This window comes from Olivibacter sp. LS-1 (assembly GCF_008245145.1).
Taxonomy (GTDB): Bacteria; Bacteroidota; Bacteroidia; order Sphingobacteriales; family Sphingobacteriaceae; genus Olivibacter; species Olivibacter oleidegradans.
Genome location: NZ_CP041643.1, coordinates 1319348 through 1342460 on the forward strand (window position 1 = coordinate 1319348; position 23113 = coordinate 1342460).

General features: G+C 40.7%; 18 protein-coding genes and 1 tRNA gene. 9 read left to right on the forward strand and 10 right to left on the reverse strand.

Annotated elements, in window-relative coordinates:
- The first annotated feature begins 74 nt into the window (after positions 1-74).
- The 5 genes from FKG96_RS05380 (at position 75) to FKG96_RS05400 (ending at position 6157) form a co-directional block, all read left to right on the forward strand.
- Positions 75-1244, forward strand: coding sequence for a hypothetical protein (locus FKG96_RS05380; RefSeq protein WP_149105177.1), 1170 nt, complete (start codon positions 75-77; stop codon positions 1242-1244).
- A 219-nt stretch (positions 1245-1463) separates the two neighbouring features.
- Positions 1464-2009, forward strand: a complete 546-nt coding sequence (locus tag FKG96_RS05385) for a plastocyanin/azurin family copper-binding protein (protein ID WP_013664975.1) — start codon at positions 1464-1466, stop codon at positions 2007-2009.
- Between the two features lie 367 nt (positions 2010-2376).
- Complete coding sequence (gene lpdA / locus FKG96_RS05390) at positions 2377-3780, forward strand: dihydrolipoyl dehydrogenase (protein ID WP_013664976.1); 1404 nt, start codon at positions 2377-2379, stop codon at positions 3778-3780.
- Positions 3781-3877: 97 nt separating this feature from the next.
- Positions 3878-4267: an acyl-CoA thioesterase gene (locus FKG96_RS05395; RefSeq protein ID WP_013664977.1), complete on the forward strand. Its 390-nt coding sequence runs from the start codon at positions 3878-3880 to the stop codon at positions 4265-4267.
- Between the two features lie 18 nt (positions 4268-4285).
- Positions 4286-6157 (forward strand): LTA synthase family protein, encoded by a 1872-nt coding sequence (locus tag FKG96_RS05400; RefSeq protein ID WP_130854416.1) that lies wholly within the window; start codon positions 4286-4288, stop codon positions 6155-6157.
- A 52-nt stretch (positions 6158-6209) separates the two neighbouring features.
- Here FKG96_RS05400 and FKG96_RS05405 read toward each other — a convergent pair whose 3' ends face one another.
- From FKG96_RS05405 to FKG96_RS05435, 7 genes are all read right to left on the reverse strand, one after another.
- Positions 6210-8144, reverse strand: coding sequence for an LTA synthase family protein (locus FKG96_RS05405; RefSeq protein WP_130854415.1), 1935 nt, complete (start codon positions 8142-8144; stop codon positions 6210-6212).
- Positions 8145-8160: 16 nt separating this feature from the next.
- A complete protein-coding gene (locus FKG96_RS05410) occupies positions 8161-8472 on the reverse strand; it encodes a DUF3817 domain-containing protein (RefSeq protein ID WP_130854414.1) in 312 nt (103 codons plus the stop codon).
- A gap of 167 nt (positions 8473-8639) precedes the next feature.
- Complete coding sequence (locus tag FKG96_RS05415; RefSeq protein ID WP_130854413.1) at positions 8640-11810, reverse strand: efflux RND transporter permease subunit; 3171 nt, start codon at positions 11808-11810, stop codon at positions 8640-8642.
- 43 nt (positions 11811-11853) lie between these two features.
- Entirely contained in the window at positions 11854-12945 is a 1092-nt protein-coding gene (locus FKG96_RS05420) for an efflux RND transporter periplasmic adaptor subunit (RefSeq protein WP_049795143.1), read from the reverse strand.
- 121 nt (positions 12946-13066) lie between these two features.
- The gene (locus tag FKG96_RS05425; protein ID WP_013664983.1) at positions 13067-14419 is read right to left on the reverse strand and encodes a TolC family protein; all 1353 of its coding nucleotides are present in this window, start codon (positions 14417-14419) and stop codon (positions 13067-13069) included.
- Between the two features lie 21 nt (positions 14420-14440).
- Complete coding sequence (locus tag FKG96_RS05430) at positions 14441-15061, reverse strand: TetR/AcrR family transcriptional regulator (RefSeq protein ID WP_013664984.1); 621 nt, start codon at positions 15059-15061, stop codon at positions 14441-14443.
- 119 nt (positions 15062-15180) lie between these two features.
- Entirely contained in the window at positions 15181-15798 is a 618-nt protein-coding gene (locus FKG96_RS05435) for a TetR/AcrR family transcriptional regulator (protein ID WP_149105178.1), read from the reverse strand.
- A gap of 215 nt (positions 15799-16013) precedes the next feature.
- On the opposite strand from FKG96_RS05435, the gene murB reads away from it, so the two are divergent.
- The 3 genes from murB to FKG96_RS05450 all read left to right on the forward strand — a co-directional run bounded on the left by murB (position 16014) and on the right by FKG96_RS05450 (position 18447).
- Positions 16014-17033 (forward strand): UDP-N-acetylmuramate dehydrogenase, encoded by a 1020-nt coding sequence (gene murB, locus FKG96_RS05440; RefSeq protein WP_149105179.1) that lies wholly within the window; start codon positions 16014-16016, stop codon positions 17031-17033.
- A 174-nt stretch (positions 17034-17207) separates the two neighbouring features.
- Positions 17208-17750, forward strand: coding sequence for an RNA polymerase sigma factor (locus FKG96_RS05445; RefSeq protein WP_041387207.1), 543 nt, complete (start codon positions 17208-17210; stop codon positions 17748-17750).
- 466 nt (positions 17751-18216) lie between these two features.
- A complete protein-coding gene (locus tag FKG96_RS05450) occupies positions 18217-18447 on the forward strand; it encodes a cytochrome b5 domain-containing protein (RefSeq protein ID WP_130854410.1) in 231 nt (76 codons plus the stop codon).
- Positions 18448-18526: 79 nt separating this feature from the next.
- Here the strand turns inward: FKG96_RS05450 and FKG96_RS05455 are convergent, their stop codons facing one another.
- Both FKG96_RS05455 and FKG96_RS05460 read right to left on the reverse strand, forming a co-directional pair.
- Entirely contained in the window at positions 18527-19441 is a 915-nt protein-coding gene (locus FKG96_RS05455) for a PfkB family carbohydrate kinase (RefSeq protein ID WP_013664989.1), read from the reverse strand.
- Between the two features lie 54 nt (positions 19442-19495).
- A tRNA-Asn gene (locus tag FKG96_RS05460) sits at positions 19496-19569 on the reverse strand.
- A gap of 542 nt (positions 19570-20111) precedes the next feature.
- Between FKG96_RS05460 and FKG96_RS05465 the strand changes: the two genes are divergently transcribed.
- Positions 20112-21407, forward strand: a complete 1296-nt coding sequence (locus tag FKG96_RS05465) for an NAD(P)/FAD-dependent oxidoreductase (RefSeq protein WP_149105180.1) — start codon at positions 20112-20114, stop codon at positions 21405-21407.
- Positions 21408-21478: 71 nt separating this feature from the next.
- Here FKG96_RS05465 and FKG96_RS05470 read toward each other — a convergent pair whose 3' ends face one another.
- Positions 21479-22945: a glycine--tRNA ligase gene (locus FKG96_RS05470; RefSeq protein ID WP_130854408.1), complete on the reverse strand. Its 1467-nt coding sequence runs from the start codon at positions 22943-22945 to the stop codon at positions 21479-21481.
- Between the last annotated feature and the right edge of the window lie 168 nt (positions 22946-23113).

Sequence of the window (23113 nt, forward strand, 5' to 3'; positions counted from 1 at the left end):
CATAAATTGTTATAAACAGAAGACAGTGAATAATTTATGCAAGCTTCATTGCCATTAAAAGCAAATTTATTCCAATGAAAATTAAAAAGGTAGATACTCCCGCACTCGCTAAAGTTTTTCTAGAAATACCTTTGTCTTTATATGCTTCTGATAAAAACTATATACAACCGCTAAATGAAGATGTAGAAAGTGTGTTTGACCGACAAAAAAATGGCCTCTTTGCCATCGGCGATTGCTGCAGATGGGTCTTGTTTGATTCTCATGGAAAGGCAATCGGACGAATAGCGGCCTTTTTTGATACCATAAGTGCCAAAAGCTATGCGCAACCCACGGGAGGTTGTGGATTTTTTGAATGCATTAATGATCAAGAGGCTGCCTTCGCCTTGTTTGACGTCGCAAAGGAATGGTTGAAACAGCAAGGGATGGAAGCGATGGACGGTCCGATCAATTTTGGGAGTAGGGAGCGTTGGTGGGGACTGCTCGTTGACGGTTTTGTTGAACCCTGCTATTGCAGTAATTATAATCCGCCCTTTTACCAAACACTTTTTGAAGCTTATGGTTTTCAGACCTATTTCAAACAATATACCTATAGACGGTTAACAGACGGTAACATAGATGATCGATACGCGGCCAAGGCTAAACGTGTCCTGGGAATGAAGGGTTACCATTTTGATCATGTAAAGCGACACGAGTTGGATCGTGCAGCGCGACAGTTTCGAATGATTTATAATAAGGCCTGGGTGAACCATGATGGCGTAGGAAAGATGACAGAAGAGCAGGCTAACAAATTAATGAAGAATTTGAAACCGATCGTTGATCCGATCGGACTATGGTTTGCTTATTACGAAGGAGAACCTGTAGGCTTCTTTATTAGCATACCCGATGTAAACCAGCTATTAGTGAAATATGTAAAGGGGAAAATTGGGCTGCGAGGCCTGTTTGTTTTGCTTTGGAATAAATGGTTTAAGCGTTGCAAAACGCTCTTCGGTATAGTTTTCGGTATTGTGCCCGAACATCAGCGTAAAGGGGTAGAGGTGGGTTTGGTAATGGAGTCGGCCCGTGTATTTATTAACAAAAAAGCGAAAACCGGTTACGAAGAGTTACAAATGAATTGGATAGGCGATTTTAATCCCAAGATGATGAATTTGGCGCAGCAAATCGGCGCCCACATTTATAAGACGCATCACACTTATCGTTATTTATTTGATCGGACGAAGCCCTTTGAGCGACATCCTATTCTTTAATAGTTGAATCGTTAAGTGGTTAAGTGGTTAAGTAGGAAAATAGTTGGTGACGTGCTCAAACCTTATACCCTAGAGCCGATAGCTGACATCCGAAAGCTAATACCTAATTGCTAACACCTAAAAGCTTAATGTGGTACAATTTCAAGAGAAGCAAAAGGATTTTGATAAATTATTAATAAGTTTGTAATTAGCTAATAAGAAAAACAAAAAAGAAAAGAAATGAAGAAAGTATTTATCGTGCCGGCTTTAGCGGCGGCATTGTTTTTAGCAGCTTGTGGTGGAGGTGAGAATAAAAATGCTACCCACGAACATGAAGAGACGGCTGCTTCAAGTACCCCGGCAGAGACTCCGGCTGCTGCCACTGTTCCCGGTATAGAAAATGTGCAGGTAACAAGCCATATCGAGCTTCAGGCTTCTGATGACATGCGTTTCGATAAGGATTTGTTCAAAGTAAAGGCCGGAGAAAAGGTAAAACTTACGTTGAAGAATGTTGGACAACAACCGATCGAGTCAATGGGACATAACGCCGTTGTCTTAGATCAAGGTACTGACATCGCGGCCTTTGGAGGAGAAGCTTTCAAAGCGAAGGATGATGAATATATCCCTTCTACTTTTGCTTCCTCGATTATTGCCCATACGAAGCTTTTAGGTCCAGGTCAGTCAGATGAAATCGAATTTACCTTACCAAAAGCAGGTGTATACGAATTTATATGTAGTTTCCCCGGACACTGGGGAACGATGCAAGGTAAAATCGTAGCTGAATAGAACTTAATATACAGTTTAAAGGCCCTGTAAGTGTCATACTTACAGGGCTTTTTCTATGAAGCTAAGCTATTCATACAGATAAGAATGGATGATTTAAGACCGGTTTTTTAGCTACCTTGGCCTGCACCAAAGTTACTATGCAAATTATGAGAAAAGGTATATGTTGATTCTAAAAGCGCATGGTCTTGAATGAACAATCCGATAGTCAATAAAAAAGTCAAATTATCCAAGTTTTATCATTCAATTCACGCTTTTATAAGGAATTAGCGGTAAGAATTCATACCTTTGACTGTCAATTTCACTTTGTTTGCTCGTGAACAGAAATTGGCAAAATATCTGTAAATTGATAAGAAAATAAATTATATCCATGCAATACGACGTCGTAGTAATAGGCAGCGGACCCGGAGGCTATGTAGCCGCTATCCGTTGCGGTCAACTAGGGTTAAAAACAGCCATTATTGAGAAATATAGTACCTTGGGAGGTACCTGCTTGAATGTCGGATGTATACCATCCAAAGCCTTGCTCGATTCGAGTGAACACTACCACAACGCGAATAAACATTTTGCAGAACATGGTATCAATCTGAGTAACTTGAAGGTCGACCTAAAGCAAATGATCAAAAGGAAGAACGGTGTAGTGGAGCAAACAACCGGAGGAATCACCTTCCTGATGAAGAAGAATAAAGTGACGACCTATCAAGGAGTTGGTTCTTTTGTTGACAAGAATACCATCAAAATTACGAAGGATGATAAAACAACGGAAGAAATTACCACGAAGAACGTCATTATTGCAACGGGATCAAAACCGGCATCATTACCCTTTATTACCATTGACAAAAAAAGAATCATTACCTCAACAGAAGCACTTAATCTAACTGAAGTGCCAAAACATTTGGTCTTGATCGGTGGAGGGGTTATTGGCTTGGAACTGGGATCGGTATATGCACGTTTGGGTGCGAAAGTGACGGTGATCGAGTACCTCGATTCCATTATTCCTACAATGGATAAAGGCTTAGGAAAGGAATTGCAGAAATCGCTAAAAAATCTAGGTTTTGAATTCTTGTTAAGTCATAAAGTAACCGGAGCAAGTGTAAAGGGAAAAACAGTCACCGTAACTGCTGAAGATACAAAAGGAAATCCGGTAAAAGTAGAGGGCGATTACTGCTTAGTAGCCGTAGGACGTACAGCCTATACAGAAGGCTTGAATTTGGATGCCGTTGGTATTAAATTAGAAGAACGAGGTAAAAAAGTGCCGGTTAATGAGCACTTGGAAACGCCTGTTGCCGGTATATATGCAATTGGTGATGTGATTCGAGGGGCAATGCTTGCGCATAAAGCGGAGGAGGAAGGTGTTTATGTTGCTGAACTCATTGCCGGGCAAAAGCCACATATCAATTACAATCTTATTCCCGGTGTCGTATATACATGGCCGGAAGTTGCCAGCGTAGGTGCAACCGAAGAACAGTTAAAAAACGACGGTATAAAGTATAAAGCCGGGTCTTTCCCTTTCAAAGCAAGTGGGAGAGCACGCGCAAGCATGGATACCGAAGGTTTCGTTAAAGTGCTAGCCGATGCCGGTACCGATGAAATTTTAGGCGTTCATATGATCGGACCACGTGTGGCCGACATGATTGCAGAAGCAGTTGTTGGTATGGAATATCGTGCGTCAGCGGAAGATATTGCACGTATTTGCCATGCACACCCAACATTTACTGAATCATTTAAAGAAGCAGCTCTAGCAGCGACGGGAAATAGAGCAATTCATATTTAGTAAGGTAAAAGGCGTAGGGTGTAAGGTTTACGGTAAGGCTACCATCGCTTTATACCTTACACCTTATCTCTTACACCTTAACTTACTCCTTTAACACATGAATTTTCATACAAGAAAATGGGTAAAACCCGAAGATTTAAACCCAAACGGCACCCTGTTCGGCGGGACCTTGTTACGCTGGATCGACGAGGAGGCTGTGATTTATGCCATTGTGCAGTTAGGGAACTCCAAAGTTGTGACGAAATTTATTTCGGAGATTAATTTTGTGAGTTCTGCAAAGGCTGGGGATATCATTGAATTGGGTATTCAAGCTACACATTTTGGAACTACTTCAATTACGCTGACCTGTGAAGTACGGAACAAAATTACAAGAAAGAGTATCCTGACCATTGATAAATTGGTGTTTGTAAATCTTGATGATAACGGGAATCCGGTTCCTCACGGAAAGACCGAAATTACTTACGCTTTTGCCGGCGATAGACCTTAAGAAGATTTTAATATTTTCATGAATAAATTATTCGGCATCCTATGGCGATACTTCGCCTTTTGGATGCTTTTTGCTATCCTTTGTAGAGCCTTTTTTCTGGCTTATTTTCACGAACAACTCCACCTGTTACCTTGGATGGAAGTCCTGAAAATATTTGCATATGGGATGCGTATGGACGCTTCCATGGCTGCTTATATTTGTGCCATCCCCACTTTAGTGCTGATTTTGAGGGTCTGGGTTGATCGCTTGCATATTTCTCAACGTCTATCTCGCCTGTATGTATGGAGCGTAGTAATCGCTTGCTCCCTGATCAATATTATTAATTTTAATATTTACCGGGAATGGGATACATTAATATCATACAAGGCGGTCGATTTATTTTTAGATTCACCTCATTTAGCCATTGCTTCCGCCGCCTCGTCTCCTATTTTTTTATCCTCGCTCTTATTGCTGAGTTTAAGTTGTCTTGGCATTTACCTGGCTAGATGGATGAAGATTTACCAATGCACTTTTGTCGGCATAAACAAATGGTATAAAAAAACTTTCACATCGCTGGGGCTTCTATCCGTGGTTTTTCTATTAATACGTGGAGGATGGGGGCTGACACCGCTAAACCCGTCTATGGTCTATTTCGCTACCAATGCCTTCCCCAACCATGCAGCTACCAATGTATCTTGGTATTTTATTAATGATATCTTACATGCCGGCGGATTACATCGTAATCCTTATATCAGCATGAAAAATACGGAGGCCAAGCAAGCGATCGCTCCGTTACTTAAAACTACAGCAGGGCACACTACACGAATTCTAAGTCGATCAAAACCCAATGTGGTTTTAATTATCCTGGAAAGTTTTACAGCCGATCTGGTGCAATCACTTGGAGGTGAGAGGGGAGTGGCACCAGGTTTGGAAAAGCTCATTGCGGACGGTTTATTGTTTGATCACATATATGCATCAGGAGATCGGACGGATAAGGGAATGATTGCCATCTTGAGTGCTTTTCCGACCCAATCATCCAAAAGTATTATAAAGAATATCCAAAAACAGGCTGAGCTTCCTTCATTAATGAGCGATTTTAAAGAAAAGGGATACCATACTTCTTTTTATTATGGGGGAGAAAGTGAATTTTACAACTTCAAAGGCTATATGTTAAGTCATGGATGTAGGAAGATCGTCGACCAGCTCTGTTTTCCACATCGTGAAGCCCGATCGAAATGGGGAGTATTCGACCATGCGACATTCGGTAAACAGCTGCGCGGCCTCGATAAAGAAAAACAACCTTTTTTCTCTACTTTACTGACGCTGAATAATCATGAACCTTTTGACCTACCGGGTGTGCATCGTTTTGGAACGGATAATCTGCCCAATCTTTTTAGGAGTACGGCTTTTTATACCGACTCGGTTTTATGTAGTTATTTAAAACAAGCCAAAACGAAGCCTTGGTATAAAAACACGCTCTTTATTATTGTGGCCGATCATGGCCATCGTTTGCCATTGGAACAATGGGAAAGTAATTGCCCCAAGCGTTATCGTATACCTTTGTTATTGTATGGAGATGCGTTGCAACCTGCCTATCGCGGAAAGCGAATCAATAAGATAGGAAGCCAAGTTGATCTAGCGGCAACTTTATTAAACCAATTAGGCTACGACGCTAAACCGTATACATGGAGCAGAGATTTGCTGAATGACAGTACCGTTCCCTTTGCTTTTTTCAGTTGGTCTGACGGCTGGGGAGCGGTGAATGGACATTGCCGGGTGGCTTTTGATAATGTCGGAAAAGTAATGAGTTACCAGAAGAGTTTGGATTCGTGCCAACGCAGTAAAGAAGATTTGCTTCATCAAGGAAAAGCGTATATGCAAGAGGTGTATAATCAATACTTAGCTTATTAATTGAGAGGCGCAATGAGCTTTAAGTGCCGGCAGACTCTAAGTGAGACGCAGTTTACTTGATCGGATGATAGGTTAATTCATCCTGAATCATCCGGTTATTGTATTGTTGAATAAAAGCGTTTAGATAAGTTTCCATTTTTGCCAATACGATCGGTTCGTCCTTAATTAGGTTATGCTTAGTGAGTCGGTCCTCCTTTAGGTTATACAAAGCGGTACTAACCTGTCCATCGTTTAGCAAAAGGTAATCACCATGATAAAGACTAAAGGTGCCGTCATTATTATTTATGACAAAATTGTCTGTTTGCGGTGAGAAAGCATTGAATCCAAACGCAAAATAAGGTTTATCATAGTGTAGATAACTTAATACGCTGGGCATAATGTCAATCTGTTGTACAAGCTTGTCGGCTTTTCCTTTTAGGTTTCCTCCGGGATAATAAAATAGTATCGGAATAGAAAACGCACCGGGGATGGTTTGATACTCGGGGAAGTATGAAACGGTTGCATGATCAGCGCAAAGTACAAAAAGCGTTTGTTTAAACCAGGGCATCCTCGAGGCGGTTTCGAAGAATTTCCTCAATGCCATGTCCGTATAACCCATCGGTTCCTGCACTTCCAACGGCCCTCTCGGAAATTTGCCGGCATACTTGGCCGGTACTTTAAAAGGATGGTGAGAAGACAAGGAAAAAAAAGCCGTAAAAAAGGGTTGATGGAACGTATTGATGGTTTTAGCCATAAATTGCATAAAAGGTTCGTCCCAAATGCCCCAAATGCCATCGAAATCGGCATCGTTGTTATATTCGGTTTTGCCGTAATAGTGCTCGATACCTGCAAGTTTTGTATACGAGGAAAATCCCATGGAGCCGTTGGGTGCTCCGTGAAAAAAGGCCGTTTCGTAACCTTTATCGGCCAGTAATTTCGCAATGCTCGTTGTCTTGTTACCGGAATAAGCGGAAAGAACAAAGGGTTCCCGGATGGAGGGGATACCGGAAATAATCGATGGCAGTGCATCAATGGACTTTCGCCCATTAGCATATGTATGTGTAAAAGTGTAACTGTTTTCAACCAGCGAATCAATAAAAGGAGTATAACCTTTATAGGTTCCGTTGGCTAAATCTCGATTTAACGCTCCTACATGTTCCTTTCCTAAACTTTCAATAATCAAAAAAACCACATTAAGCGGTTTAAAGGCAGCTGTATCGTGTGGTAGGTGAATCGGATTATATATCCCTTGAAGCGTCGCCTCATCGTAATAATGAACCGGTTTTAAACTGACTGCTTTTAAGGTTCGTATAATTGCGAAGGGTGTATTCAGTACGATGCTCATTTGATTGGGCGACTGGACGAATTCACCGGCATTGCTTAATGTGATAGGACGTGTGCTGTGGCGCCATCCTCCGCGCATGCCCACAACCGTTAAATAAGCGAAAGCAAAAAACAAAATCGTATGACTGAGATAATACCGAGCATTTCGTTTCATTGGATTCTTCAAACGAATGCAATCGTAAAGGCGAATAAACAAATAAATCAAAAAAATAAATAGAATAAGGAGGTACCAATAGCCGAGTAAAAAATCAACCGTTAACTTCCATTTATTCTGTTCATTGATAAATTGACTGAACACAGTACCGGTAGTACGCTTGAGCGTGAACTTATAATAAGCAATATCGATTAGGTTAGCAGCAATGCCGACGCTGTTCGTAACGATAAACAACCATTTGGCTACCTTTTGATAAAGTACATGATATCGAAATGGAAAAGGTAGAACCTGGAGTAAAATGTAAAGAATATTGATGTAAAGTAAAGCCGATAGGTCGAATTTGATGCCACCCAGAAAAATACTACTGAATTGCGAGGTGCTAATGTTTGGAAATAACGACTGATTGCCTAAATAAAATCCAAGCCTCAGTAAACTGTAAAGCACCAGTAAAAATATAAACCTAGCTATCAATGCTCCGTATATGGGCATTTTAACCGATCCGACCCTCATGTTTATTGGTATAGATTTAGTTAGCTTCGGTCTTTAATCTTTTTTCTACAACAAATGGTGCAAATGGCAAGAGCGAGGCAAAGAAAAATAAAAGGACTCTTCCAAATTTCCAACTATATTCTGTCCAGCATTGAATTAGCGAAAATACATAAGCAATAAAGAGAACACCGTGTGCCCAGCCTACATATTTAACTGCGAGTGGAAAATCTGCCCAGTACTTAAGCGGCATGGCAATAAATACCAACAAGATAAAGGAAATCCCTTCCAGTAAGGCTATTTTTCGAAATCTACGGACTGTACTTTTGTTGGCTGCAGTATTTGCTGACATTATAAATATGTTAATATTTTGTTAAATGCAGCAAAGGTAGGGGATCTATCTATTGATTCTTAATTCTTTAGAAGGTTTGACTTATTTATGACGGCAGCAGTGACTGTGAGTCGGACGAGTCAATTTATTAGTCAATTGGCTGATTAGCCAATTGACTAATAAGCTAATTAGCCGTGGTGGCTTTCATACTCTTTTACTTCTTTATGATCGTATTCCTCAACCATTAACTCTTCGATTGGCCTACCCTTTTTATCCCATCCCAAGCGGTGTAAAATGTTATCTACCACTTGATATACTACAGGCACAATAATCAAAGTTAAGAAAAGCGAGCTGATCAAACCACCTATAATAACCCAAGCAAGGCCATTTTTCCATTCAGAGCCGGCACTTGAAGCCAATGCGATGGGCAGCATCCCTATTACCATTGCAATAGTTGTCATCAAGATGGGACGCAAACGGGCATGGTTTGCATGGATAAGGGCCTGCCGTGTGCTATTCCCTTCCGCTTTCATTTGGTTGGTAAAATCCACCAAAATGATCGCATTTTTGGCAACGAGTCCGATAAGCATGATCAAGCCCAGAATAGTAAAGATATTCAATGAATTATTCGTCAATGCCAGGGCAAGCAATGCACCGATAACGGATAATGGAATGGAGAACATCACCACAAATGGGTACACAAAGCTATCATACAATGCTACCATAATCAAATATACCAAGACGATGGAAACCATCAAGGCAACGCCTAAGGTTCCGAAGCCCTCCGATTGATTTTCCATATCACCACCCCAAACATAGCTGACACCCGTCGGCTTCGGAATTGACCCTAACTTTCCTTCAAATTCCTGAATAACGGTACCCGATGGACGCCCCACGGCTTGCGATTGCACTTTAACCGAAGTACTTTTGTCCCTGCGCTCCAGTTGGCTAGGTCCCGAACCTTCTTTTACTACAGCAAATTGAGAAAGCTTAATGAGCTTACCGTCCTTGTTTGTGAAATAAAGATTCCGTACATCGTCAATATTCTTCCGGTCATAATCTTCAAAGCGAATATTGATATCATACTCATACTCGCCCTGGCGATATTTACCATCCGTATTACCATTAAAAGCGGTTTGCATGGTACCTCCAACAGTTTGCAGCGATAAACCAAGCGCGGTCATTTTATCGCGGTCTACTTCTACCGTGATTTCGGGATTTCCACTTTCCACTGAAAGTTTTGTTTCGGCAGCACCGGGAACTTTCGCTAAAAGCGCTCTTGCCTTTTCGGCATAAGCCAATACGCTATCCAGATCCGAACCGGTAACGACCATTTCAATTGGTGCTTGCTGCGCGGCTCCTAAAATATCAATCGGTACGGTTTTCACCTTGGCTCCTACCAATAACTTTTGAATTTCTCCTTTTAGCTTGGCAGCGTAAATATCAGATGATTCATCCCGTTCTTCTTTGGGAGTGAGTTTTACGGTAATTTCTGCTTTGTACGCAGTCGATTGATCAGCACCAAGGTTGTCGCTCGACTGACCGACGGTCGTGATTAAAGAAACAATTTCTTTCTTCTTGCTTAAGAAGTCCTCCGCCTTTCTAGTAACTTGGTTCGTTAATTCAAGAGAAGCATCTTTTGGCAATTCGATTTGGACCAAAAACTCCCCACGATCACTCTGTGCGAAGAATTCTGCTCCAATAAAACCACCAAAAGTTAATCCGCAAGACGAAACCAGTAAAAGTGAAACCGTAACGAGCGTGATTGCTTTATGATCCAAAGCCCAGTTTAATATACCCGTTACCCAATTAGTGAAACGATGCAACTGCTTTTCAAACCAAAGAATAAACCTTCCGATAAAATTACGGTTTGATATGCGTTCAAGTTTTCCAAATCGAGAGGTGAGTAGTGGTACGATGGAGAAAGAGGCCAATAAACTCAAAAGTGTAGAGATCATCACTACCACACAAAACTCCCGAAGAATATCAGATACTAAACCGGTACTCACTGAAATCGGAAGGAACACGACCACGATAACCATGGTGATAGACACAACGGTAAAACCAATTTCCTTGGTTGCGTCATAAGAAGCCCTCACTTTATTCTTTCCCATCTCCATATGCCGATAGATGTTTTCAATAACAACAATAGCGTCATCTACCAAAATACCTACCACAAGCGATAAACCGAGTAAAGACATGAGGTTTAATGTGAAACCAAAAAGGTAGATTCCAATAAAGGTTGCGACAAGTGAGGCAGGTATAGCCACCATAACGATGACGGCATTTCGTAAACTATGTAAAAAGAATAGCATCACCACCGCAACTAAGATAACGGCGAGGAATAAGTCATGTACCACCGCATCGGCTGATTCAAGCGTATAGTCGGACGTATCATTGGCGATAACAATCTGAAGATTTTCTTTTTGGTAATCAGTGGTCAAACGTTCAACAATTGCCCGTACTCCTTCACTTACTTTTACCGCATTTGCGTCCGAGGTTTTAAGGATCTGCAATATAATGGAGCCACTTCTATTTAGTCGCGCTATTTTTTCAGCATCCTCCTGTGCATCCTGTACGTCAGCAACGTCCATTAGTCGTATTTGTGCACCGTCGTCTGCCGTACTTATGACTAAATTTCGTAATTCATTAACCGATTTGTATTTACCGGCCAAGCGGATTAAGATATCTTGATTCTTGGTTTTTACACTTCCTGTTGGAAAATCCAGGTTCGAGTTGAGAATTACCTGTTGTACGTCCAGTGCAGACAAACCATAGGCTTCCAATTTCGCCGCGTTTAGGTTTACTTGTATCTCACGCTCCTGACCGCCGATTAAATTCACCTGCGCTACACCATTTACACGAGAAACAATGGGCTGAATGCGTTTATCAATTAAATCAAAAAATTGCGCATCATCCATATTGGCTGTAGCAGACAGCGTAATGATGGGGAGATCATCAAGCGAGAACTTGGCCAATGAGGGCGTTTCCGCGTCATCGGGCAGGTCTGACAATACTGCGTTGACTTTACGTTGCGCATCATTGATCGCATAATCGACATCCGCTTCACTGGTAAGCGTAATAGTAATAACAGAAAGCCCTTCAAAAGAAGTCGCTTCCAGTTTTTTAATATTCTCCATGGAAGACACTGCGTCCTCCAACTTCTTAGTAACGGTGTTTTCTACTTCATTCGGTGAGGCGCCCGGATAAATCGTTGAAATCGATACGACTCCCGGATTAAACTTAGGAAGCATCTCATAATTCAATGACAAATAACTAATGATTCCCAGTAAGGTTAAGGCGGTAAAGACCACGATAACAATAGAGGGGCGCTTTATAGATATTTCAGCAATTTTCATTCGAATAATTGTTTATTCATTTAAGTGACAAGGGTTTTATGCCCTATTTAGTCGTGTTATTACGTGCGTTTTCATTTGCCTGTGGTTTCACTTCCGTGCCATCAACAAGATTGATCTGGCCGCTGGTTATTACGGTTTCGCCTTCTTTCAGGCCGTCTATGATCTCTACCTGTTCACCTAAAATGCGTCCTGCAGTTACTTTCCGGAGTCGAGCAGTATTGCCATTTTGCAAAACAAATATTTCATTACTACTTACACTTCCCACAAAAGCACTTCGTGGTATAACAATTGTGGGTTGCTGTTCAGGTAAATCGAACGTAGCCGTTGCATACATACCCGCCTTTAATTGTTGAGTGCTGGAATTTTCCACTTGAATTTCTACCGGATAGTTCAGGGTATTGTCAGCTTTTGCAGCAATAAAGGAAATTTTACCACTGAATTTTTTGTCCGGAAATACGGTAGTTGTGATGCTTACCGGATCGCCAACTTTCAAGTTCACTACCTGTGATTCATTGGCATTAACAAGTAATTTGAGCCTCGAAACATCTACTATATCAAATAACGCTGTGCCGGGCGAAACATACGTACCCACTTCGATATTCCGCTTGTTAACAATACCCGATATGGGCGCTTTGATATAAGCATCAGCTAATCGGCGTTTAGCTTGTTGTACTTTATTTTCGGCATTGCGTACGTTGAGATTGATTTCGTCAAGTTGGGCCTTGGTAACACCACCGGTTTTAAAGGAGCTTTCGTATCGTTGCTGATCAGTCTTTAATTTACTCAATGCGTCTTCTGCCGCTTCCAGATCTAAATTAAGATATTCATCATCTATTCGCGTTAATAGTTGCCCACGGCTAACATGGGACCCTTCATCTACCAGGATTTGTGTAACTCGTCCGCTATTTTCTGCTAACAGGCTCAAATCTTGCCAAGCAGCGAAGTTGCCATTGGAAGAAAAATCGAGATTGATAGCCGATTTGCTAGCAGTGGTTGTACGCACCACAACAGCACCTGTACCCTTTGCTACGATATCCGTTTTGGCTTGGTTCTCTTTTTTGTTGTTATTCAATACCCACGCGATTATCGCCAGGGCACCGAGGACAATAAGTAGAGTAAAAATGATTCTTTTCATCTGTATATATTTATGTTTTACTTGCCAAATGAAGTGTACCATATCTGTTTAAAACTTGCATGTTAAGGTACGGGTGCTTCATTTGAATCTATCTATGGAATGAGAATGATCGGTTTGTATTTTATTCTGTTAAGAGTGATTTGATATTGCCGTTTGACTTAATCAGTTCGATTTGCGCTACTTTATAATTGAGTAGTGCCTCGTTATAACTGTTCTGCGCCGATACGAGATCCGTTTCTGCCGTTAATAGATCGGTTAAGCTTGCTAAGCCATTGCGATAATTGTTTTGCGTGCTATAGAATACTTCTTCGGCCAGTTTCTTATTTTCTTCTTGTGTTCGGATCGTTGTCAAGCTGTTCTTAAGTTGATTGTTTGCATTTTCATAAGCCATTTTTAAAGAGTTAGAGGTGTTTTTTATGTCTTGATAATTTTTTTGTATCTCAACATCCGCTTGCCTAACTCTGGAGCGTCTGGCAAAACCGTCAAATAGCGGCACTTTCAAGGTCAGCGTGATGGCAGACATATCAAAATTCAGCGCTTTGGACGAATAGGGATTAAATCTATTACTCTGTGTATTATAAATATAGTTGGCGCCAAGTGATAAGCTAGGGTAATATTCCGCAATTCTGGCCTTTTTTTGGTAACTTAATAAGGACTCTTGGCTTTTTAGTACTTTGTATTGCGCCATTCGATCCAAATTGAAACCATTGCCATCCAAGGCAAAGGCTTCCTGTTTTAAGGTCTGTAATTCACTTTGTGGAATTTGAATGTTTTCGTTAATGGGCATACCCATATAGTATTTAAGCAAGTTATTCTGTTGGGTGATAGCGGTTGATAAATCCTGTTTTTGAGATTCGAGATTGCTTAAGTTCACTTTCACTCGATCCAGATCGATTTTCTTTGCCAGGCCGAGATCATATTGACTGGAGGTCATCGTGAGCAATTTCTGCGTACGATCTATATTGGCATCAATCACCTTCATCTTTTCTTGATTGATGATTACCTGATAGTAGGCGGAAGCAACTTGTTGTATCACATTCTCTTCACTTACCTCTGCGGCCAATTTGTAATACTCTTCTGAACTTTTAGCCGCTTTTAATCCCGTAAAAACGGATTGGTTGAAGAGTTCCTGGTTCAATTGGACTTGTGTAAGGCCCGTCCAATATTGGCCCCCCGCAATGGCGACGAATTCACCGGGCTGGCCGCCCATGAATTCAGCCGGAACTACAAATTGTGGCAAAATCAAATTTCGTGTAAGGCTACTGGTGAGATCAACTTGCGGAAGCGCGCCGGCCCTTACTTCAGCTACTTTATGCCGACCGTTCAGGATGTCCAATCTGGCTTTTTCAAGGACCTCACTGTTTTTTATAGCATAGTTGAGCGCCTGCCTGAGCGTTAAGGAGTCTTGCGCTTTTAAACCTAAAGAGGAAATCAATATAAATGCGAAAACCAATAAGGGTTTTATAGATTTCATATGAGATGTTGTGTTATAATGTCAATTTGTTATCATTTTATGCCTTAGTCCATTTACAAATATCGCAGAGGCAATTTTCTGTTTTTCAAAGATTTCGCTGAAGATCGAAATTTCGGGAATGTCCTTGTTCGTAACTTTTGCTATGGAAACCATCGAGATACCTTTTAAGACGGTGAAATATATTTGAGACGTTTTTTCAACATCAAATGTTACAAGCTCGCCCGTTCCGATCGCTTTCGTAAATGCCAGACTGATCGCCGTTAATTCTTTGGTTTCAGCATAACGGCCTAATGCGTTTAACGCATCGATATTTAAGTTACTGTCGGCATAGCCCATGGTAACATGGAGTAGGTAATGCTTTTCAAAAAAGTTCTTCTTGATCCTTAAAAAGCCGGTCAAGGTATCCAGGATTTGATTCGACTCTTGAATAATACGGTGGTAGGCTTCCATCCCTTCTTCAATTAGATGTTTAATAACATCTACTACCAATGCGGATTTGTCCGGAAAATAATAATAGAGGTTTGCTTTTGATACGGAGATGTCCTCAGCAATTTCGTTCATGGTGGTTTTGTTAATACCGAAATGAGAAAATCTTCTTAAAGCCGCCTCAATGATGTGTTGCCTTTTTACTTCTATGTCCACGTTGACCTACTTACTTTTTAACTATTTTACTTTTTGACTTTTTATCTGTATTGGTCAAAAATAAAATGCAAAAAGTTACGCATCAAAAAAAACAGATTAAATAATGCAATATGACTTTTCTATGACGTTTTTTGGAATCGCAAGCCGTTCAGAAAAATAACGGCTAACTTTTTTTGCATTTTTGATATTTCATCAAATTCCTCTTTGGTCGGAATAAACATGACTTTTTTGTCTTTCAGTACACAGAATCGCATGCCGATCATGGCATTCAAAAATATTTCTGCAGTTTGTACCGGATCATCAACACGGATTTCGTCTCGCTGATTGGCTTTTTTAAAAATTTCTGCCAAAATCTTGATCTCTAAATTGCTTACAAGTTGCATAACTCGCGCTAGCTCATCGGGCATTTCCATGAGTGAATTAAGACCCTGGTCAAATAAATTATAATACTTCATGGTGAAGGCCAGCCGCATGTCGATCAGGTGCAATACCGCATCCTCACTTTCATCGATGTCTTTTAAACCCTGTTGGATTTTAGAGAACATTTTTTTTGCAATGTTTTCTAATACAGCGGCATATAAACTTATTTTATCGGGAAAGTAATAGTAGAGGAGCGCTTTGGAGAGGGATAGGTCTTTAGCGATTTCGGTCATGGTGGTTTTGGCAATGCCGAAATGTGCAAAACGTTTGGTAGCTGCTTCTATAATAAGCGTCCGCTTTTTATCGTGGTTATCCATTCGTGTCTTGTGTTCTGGAATACTGATGAATTAATTAGCTTATATTTGAACGATGCAAATAATAGCGCCTACCGGGGGCTAAGCTATTAATTGTATTCAACAAGTATCATATAAATATACGCAAAAATTGAAAAATTGAAAGAAAAAGTCAATAAACTAAAATTCTCCTTTGGTTCCAAAAACAGTTAAGCATCATTTAGTGACAAGATTTAAGAATGAATATAGTAAAACAAGTCTCATTAAAGACGTATAATACCTTCGGTGTGGACGTAAAAGCCGAGCAATTGGTACATATTGAGCACGAAAAGGATCTAACGCAATTGTATGATACAGGCGCGCTGCATCGCGATAAGCTCTTATTCATCGGCGGAGGCAGCAATATGTTGTTCGTCCGGGATTACGATGGATTGATAGTCCATATGGCGATAAAAGGCATTAAGCATCGCGAACGGGCCGGGGCTGTCGAGGTTCAGGCCGCAGGCGGCGAGGTTTGGCATCATTTGGTGCGCTATTGTGTCGACAGAGGTTTTGGAGGAATTGAAAATCTCAGTCTTATTCCGGGAACGGTTGGGGCCGCACCTGTTCAAAATATAGGAGCCTACGGTGTCGAGCTCCAAGATGTGTTTCTAAGTTGTCGTGCTTTTGATTTGGCCACCGGTACTTTTAAAACCTTTTATAAGGAGGATTGCCAATTCGGTTATCGAGAAAGTATATTTAAAGGTGCGTTGAAAGGAAAATATATTATTACAGAAGTAAACCTTTTATTGTCGAAGCAGTCTAAACTCAATACAACATATGGGGCAATTAATGAAGAACTAAATAGACGGGGGATTGCGCAACCGACTATCAAAGAGATTTCGGAGGTAGTATCTTCCATTCGGCAGAGCAAGTTACCGGATCCAAGTACAATCGGAAATGCAGGATCCTTTTTTAAGAATCCTGTTGTATCTGAGGACACTTTTAGGACCTTAGTGTCTGATTTTGTAGACATTGTTTACTATCCTTTTGGATTGAATCAATATAAGCTTGCCGCGGGTTGGCTTATTGAACAATGTGGATGGAAAGGAAAGGTAGTGGGAAATGTTGGTACTTGGAAAAATCAAGCTTTAGTGCTTGTTAACCACGGAAACGCCACAGGTTTAGAGATTTATAAGCTGTCCGAAACCATTATTGAAAGTGTGAAAAAACGTTTCGGTGTTTGCCTAGAGCGAGAAGTAAACGTCATTGGGGTTTAAGTAAAAATTAACTATTCATTAAAAATTATTTTCTTTTGAAACTTTGTCATTGTTTTGGCGAGATAGTTGTATTGATATAGTCGTTAAGGTATTATAAATAATTAAGCTATTTAAAATGCGATTGTATTAAACTCGGTAACAAGGAAAGCCTTGTTTCCACAAACCCTAAACAGTATGACAAAGCTAGAATTTAACACCATGGTAACCCAGCAGTCGGACTCGTTGAAAATGTATGCATTACACTTTACCCATGATGACGAGGACGCAAATGATTTAGTTCAGGATACTGTGCTCAAGGCAATTACTTATTATGAGAAGTTCAAAGAAGGTACTAATTTGAAAGGTTGGCTGTACACTATTATGAAGAATACCTTCATTAATAATTACCGCCGATTTGTAAAAATCAGCACCTTTGTTACGAAGTCTGATGAAATTTCTTCAGCCAATTTAGCCTATAGTGCGACTGGTAATAATGGAGAAAATAAGTTCGTAATGGATGACATCAAACATGCCATGACCAATCTTTCCGATGATTATTATGTCCCCTTTACGATGTATTTTGAAGGGTATAAATATCATGAGATTGCAGACCACCTAGATATACCTATCGGTACGGTGAAAACCCGGATACACGTAGCTCGTAAAACATTGAAAAAGTCGTTAAAGCCTTATCAATCAAGAGATAAGTCGCACGCCTACGCTGCTGCAGCTATTTAAAAAAAATTATTTCGTTAAAAATATAAGTATAAAGAGGGAAGCTCGGATCATAAGATTTGTCTTTCCTCTTTTTAATGCGATTTCTTTTTAGTTAAAATTTAAGGAGTTGCTCGCCTGCTCAAATGTTTTAGCGTTGATGGAGGGGGAGTTGTTAAGTTGGAAAGTAGTTGAGTAGTTGAGTTGGAAAGTAGTTGAGTGGTTGAGTTGGAAAGTAGTTGAGTAGTTGAGTTGGAAAGTAGTTGAGTGGTTGAGTTGGAAAGTAGTTGAGTAGTTGAGTAGGAAAGTAGTTGAGTAGTTGAGTAGGAAAGTAGTTGAGTAGTTAAGTTGGAAAGTAGTTGAGTAGTTAAGAAGGAAAGTAGTTGAGTAGTTAAGTAGGAAAATAGTTGCGTTGTTAAGCCTAAATGGGGTTATCACGGGATGATACCAAAGTAATATTATGCGTATTTTTGAATTCGAAAATACCTTTATGCAAACATATAGCAAAGCGCAGCTTGCCAAACGAAATGGACAGGATCGGGATGAAATTTGGATAGCTTTCAAAGGCAAGATTTACGATGTGACAGACAGTCGTCTGTGGCGAAACGGAACCCATTATGAACATTGGGCGGGTCAGGATTTGACGGAAGAGTTGACAGCTGCCCCACACACGGCCCTGGTCTTTGAGCGTTTTGAGGTAGTTGGAATGCTCGAGGATTGATAACCGTTGAGAATCCGAAAATTATCGCCTATACTGAAACCTTGAGCTAGCTACTCAGTAGGTAGTTTCTATCCTTATATTAAATAATAAAAGAAGTAAGGGTGCTGAATGTTTGAACCCGTTCGTGAATCTCCTGTGCACTGAGCGATTCGATCCGTTCGGTTCCGAACTTTTCTACGCAAAAGGAAGCTAATGCAGAACCGTAAATCACGGCAGCTTTCATGCTTTCAAAATTAATAAAACCCTTATTGGCTAAATAACCAATAAATCCACCTGCGAAGGTGTCGCCGGCACCGGTTGGATCAAAAACTTCTGCTAACGGGAGGGCAGGAGCAGCGAATATGCTGTTTTCGCCAAATAAAAGAGCGCCATGTTCACCTTTTTTAATAATCAAATATTTTGGTCCCATATTCAAAATGAGTTCAGCAGCTTTGACTAATGAATATTGACCGGATAGCTGACGGGCCTCTTCGTCGTTTATCGTTAACACATCCACTTGACGAAGTACTTTTTTCAGGTCGTCAAGCGCAATGTTCATCCAGAAGTTCATGGTGTCCATAACCACGAGCTTGGGCCGCCTTGTCAACCGTTCAAGCGCTGTGAGTTGAACCTGTGGACTTAAATTGCCTAATAGGATGTATTCGGCCATTTGGTAACTGCTCGGTATGATGGGGTCAAAGTCGCCTAAAACATTCAGCTCCGTAACAAGGGTATCACGTGTATTCATGTCGTTATGGTACTTTCCCGACCAGAAGAATGACTTTTCTCCCGCTTTGATCTGGATCCCTGAAATATCAATATGTTTATCAGTGAATTTTTCGAGGTTGCCCTGGCCAAAATCTTCACCAACTACACTGATTATCTTAACATCATCGTAAAGATAGGAAGCTGCCAGAGCTGCATAACTGGCGGCACCGCCGACAATTTTATCAGTTTTACCAAAAGGAGTTTCCAGGGCATCGAAAGCCACGGATCCGAGGATGATCAAGCTCATACTATTATTTGTAACCTATGTAAACAAAAAAACCCCGTAAACTTACGGGGTTTGCTCCTGAAGCTGGGCTCGAACCAGCGACCCTCTGATTAACAGTCAGATGCTCTAACCAGCTGAGCTATTCAGGAGTGCTTTCTGGCTATTGCGGTCCACAAATATTGTCCTTTTGTGAACTGCGATGCAAATATAGGGTAATGTTTTAAATTGTCAAACGATTTTTTTGTTTTTTGTGCTTCTTATAGCGAATTGATCAATTAGAAGGCTCATTTTCAGAAGGAAAAAAATAGCACTTTTCCAAATCATTATGTCGAGAAGAGTGCGCTGGATGAAGGGCAGGGGGCCAAGACGTCGATATGTGGCCAATCCGTATCAATCTTTCCATTACACTTCGTTGCGGTCGAGATCACGGACTGCCACGATAGTGGAATATGTGTCACTCGAAACAATACAAAAGGCCAATTGTTAGCTTAAAACAATGGATTTTGTCCATCAAGTATTTGCGCGGAATATCGTTTTATTTTCTTAGTGTTTGTTGTACACTATTGTTGAAATTTAATGCTATATTTGTCCGTGTATTTTTGACGATAAAAAAGGTAGATAATTTTGCGTAGCATCTTAAAAATTGTCACTTTTGCGCATCGTTTAAGAATCGGCATTTAAAATTAATATTATGAATATTGTAATCGTTGGCGGTGGTTTTGCTGGGATGAATTTGGCCAAGCAATTGTCAAAGGACGGCAGCCTGAACATTACATTGATAGATAAAAATAACTATCATTTCTTTCCTCCCCTAATTTATCAGGTAGCGACTGCTTTTATTGAAACATCGATTATTACTTATCCGTTTCGAAAAATGTTCAGTAGTGCGCGCAACTTTCGATTTCATTATGGAGGATTGGAATATATTGACACCCAAAACCAGGTGGTGACCACTACGTCAGGCAAAGTGTCTTATGACTACTTGGTGTTGGCGATGGGAACCGAAACTAACTATTTCGGTATGGCCAACGTAGAGAAGCATGCCGTACCGATGAAAACAATTGACGACGCAATCAATCTTCGTAATCACATTTTGCGCAATGGCGAGCGTGCTGCCCAAGAACATGATGATGAAGAACGTGAGAAGTTTTCAACAATCGTTATTTCAGGAGGCGGTCCAACCGGGGTTGAGTTGGCGGGTATGTTAGCCTATATGAATAAGAAAATTTTGGCGAAAGAGTACCCTGAATTTTCTCCGAATGGCAAAATGCGGATTGTATTAGTTGATATGGCGCCAACGTTATTAGGACCGATGAGTAAGAAATCACAACAAGAAGCTTTAGATGTGCTGCGCGATATGGGTGTGGAAGTAAAGTTGAACACCGGTGTAAAAGATTACGTAGATGGAAAGGTGTTGTTCGCTGACGGAACAAGCATCGCTACTGACACATTGATCTGGTCATCAGGTGTCATTGCAAAAGAAGCACCTGGTTTACCGAAAGAGGCGATTGGCCGTGGTAGAAGAATTTTGGTGGACGAATATAACCGGGTAAAAGGCTTGGATAACGTGTTCGCTATCGGAGATATCTGTTTGCAAACAACGGATAGTGCGTTCCCTAATGGGCACCCGCAATTGGCGCAAGTTGCTATTCAACAGGGAAAACTGCTCGCAGAAAACCTTGTTAATATGGTTGAAAAGCGGCCCTTGAAGGCATTTAAATACAATGATAAAGGCAGCATGGCGATTATCACCAAGAATAAAGCAGTAGTAGATTTGCCTAAATTTACATTCACCGGTTGGTTTGCCTGGTTAACTTGGTTGTTTATTCACATTATACCGATTGCCGGATTCCGCAATAAAATAAAGCTGGTAACCGGCTGGTTCTGGTCGTTCTTAACAAATAATCCAAGTTTACGTCTGATTATTCGGCCTATTGATCAGCACAAAAACACCGAAGAAGCCATGGTAGAAGAAGTTAAAAAATAAATTTTCTTCTTATAAAAAAAGCGTCCGTTTCAGCACTGAAACGGACGCTTTTTTTATGAACGCCTATTATATTATAGCAAACTTTGTAGCAAAGGTTTCCATCCAACAATACCGTCCAATAACTTTTCAAGGTCTTTGATGGCTACACGCTCTTGTTCCATGCTGTCGCGATGCCGAATAGTAACAGTATCATCTTGCAGACTTTGATGATCTACCGTAATACAGATTGGTGTACCAATCGCATCTTGCCGACGATAGCGTTTGCCGATCGCATCTTTCTCCTCGTAAATAATATTATAGTCGATTTTGAGTAAGTCCATCACCTCCCTCGCTTTTTCAGGCAAGCCATCTTTTTTTGTCAAAGGAAATACCGCCGCTTTAATAGGGGCAAGCGCGGGATGAAGATGTAATACAGAGCGGGAATCCTGCTTTTCATCTGTGCTCAAATCTTCCTCTTCATAAGCGTTACAAAGGATGGTTAAGAACATACGATCCAAACCAATGGAAGTTTCAATAACATAAGGAACATAATTCTGGTTAATCTCCGGATCAAAATATTGCAGTTTCTTTCCCGAAAAAGTTTGATGTTGACTTAAATCAAAGTCGGTCCGGGAATGAATGCCTTCCACTTCTTTGAAACCGAACGGGAATTCATATTCAATATCAACTGCGGCATTGGCATAATGTGCTAATTTTACATGGTCATGATAACGGTATTTCGAAGGATTCGGCTTTAAAGCTAAATGCCACTTTAAACGTGTTTCCTTCCATTGGTTATACCACTCAAGCTCGGTGCCCGGGCGAACGAAAAATTGCATTTCCATTTGCTCAAATTCACGCATACGCATGATAAACTGGCGGGCAATTACTTCATTTCGGAAGGCTTTTCCGATTTGAGCGATACCAAAAGGAATCTTCATCCTACCGGTTTTCTGTACATTCAGAAAATTGACGAAAATACCTTGCGCGGTTTCCGGGCGAAGATACACCTCCTCAGACCCATCGGCCATAGCACCCATTTGCGTACTGAACATTAAATTAAACTGACGGACCTCGGTCCAATTTTTCGTTCCCGAAACGGGGCAGGCAATCTCATGTTCTTCAATGATGGATTTTAGTCGACCTAAATCATCGCTGTTTAAGGCAGCATCTAGATCGGCTTGGAGTTTCGCCGCTTTATCGGTTTTACCATCCTTTTCATACCGTGCTATTTTATCTTCAATTAGCTGATCTGCCCGGTAACGTTTTTTTGAATCTTTGTTATCAATCATCGGATCGTTAAAACCATCAACATGGCCGGAAGCTTTCCATATTTTAGGATGCATAAAAATAGCCGAATCTATCCCTACAATATTCTCATTTAACTGCACCATAGCCTTCCACCAATAGGTTTTAATATTGTTTTTCAACTCAGCCCCTAATTGGCCGTAATCGTACACGGCACTTAAACCATCGTAGATTTCACTGGAAGGGAATACAAAACCATATTCCTTTGCATGTGATATAACATTTTTAAAAAGTTCGTCGTTAGTCTTCATTCTTACCTTTTTATATAAGCGTCGAAACGAGCTGTTAAAGCGACAGCTCTTATTTCTTTTGAAATAAATTTAAACGGATTTTAACAGGTTGAGCTATCGTTCTCTTGTCGTTTTCCATAGCAGAGACAAACCTATACAAAATTCTTTTATTTTTCGCTATAAATTAAA

Bases quoted from the DNA above. Each gene is read 5' to 3' on its own strand.
- FKG96_RS05450 (WP_130854410.1), top strand. From the start codon at position 18,217: ATGCAAACATATAGCAAAGCGCAGCTTGCCAAACGAAATGGACAGGAT.
- FKG96_RS05420 (WP_049795143.1), bottom strand. From the start codon at position 12,945: ATGAAAAGAATCATTTTTACTCTACTTATTGTCCTCGGTGCCCTGGCG.
- FKG96_RS05425 (WP_013664983.1), bottom strand. From the start codon at position 14,419: ATGAAATCTATAAAACCCTTATTGGTTTTCGCATTTATATTGATTTCC.
- murB (WP_149105179.1), top strand. From the start codon at position 16,014: ATGAATATAGTAAAACAAGTCTCATTAAAGACGTATAATACCTTCGGT.
- FKG96_RS05380 (WP_149105177.1), top strand. From the start codon at position 75: ATGAAAATTAAAAAGGTAGATACTCCCGCACTCGCTAAAGTTTTTCTA.
- FKG96_RS05415 (WP_130854413.1), bottom strand. From the start codon at position 11,810: ATGAAAATTGCTGAAATATCTATAAAGCGCCCCTCTATTGTTATCGTG.
- FKG96_RS05435 (WP_149105178.1), bottom strand. From the start codon at position 15,798: ATGGATAACCACGATAAAAAGCGGACGCTTATTATAGAAGCAGCTACC.
- FKG96_RS05470 (WP_130854408.1), bottom strand. From the start codon at position 22,945: ATGAAGACTAACGACGAACTTTTTAAAAATGTTATATCACATGCAAAG.
- FKG96_RS05410 (WP_130854414.1), bottom strand. From the start codon at position 8,472: ATGTCAGCAAATACTGCAGCCAACAAAAGTACAGTCCGTAGATTTCGA.
- FKG96_RS05405 (WP_130854415.1), bottom strand. From the start codon at position 8,144: ATGAGGGTCGGATCGGTTAAAATGCCCATATACGGAGCATTGATAGCT.
- FKG96_RS05385 (WP_013664975.1), top strand. From the start codon at position 1,464: ATGAAGAAAGTATTTATCGTGCCGGCTTTAGCGGCGGCATTGTTTTTA.
- FKG96_RS05465 (WP_149105180.1), top strand. From the start codon at position 20,112: ATGAATATTGTAATCGTTGGCGGTGGTTTTGCTGGGATGAATTTGGCC.
- FKG96_RS05400 (WP_130854416.1), top strand. From the start codon at position 4,286: ATGAATAAATTATTCGGCATCCTATGGCGATACTTCGCCTTTTGGATG.
- FKG96_RS05445 (WP_041387207.1), top strand. From the start codon at position 17,208: ATGACAAAGCTAGAATTTAACACCATGGTAACCCAGCAGTCGGACTCG.
- lpdA (WP_013664976.1), top strand. From the start codon at position 2,377: ATGCAATACGACGTCGTAGTAATAGGCAGCGGACCCGGAGGCTATGTA.
- FKG96_RS05395 (WP_013664977.1), top strand. From the start codon at position 3,878: ATGAATTTTCATACAAGAAAATGGGTAAAACCCGAAGATTTAAACCCA.
- FKG96_RS05455 (WP_013664989.1), bottom strand. From the start codon at position 19,441: ATGAGCTTGATCATCCTCGGATCCGTGGCTTTCGATGCCCTGGAAACT.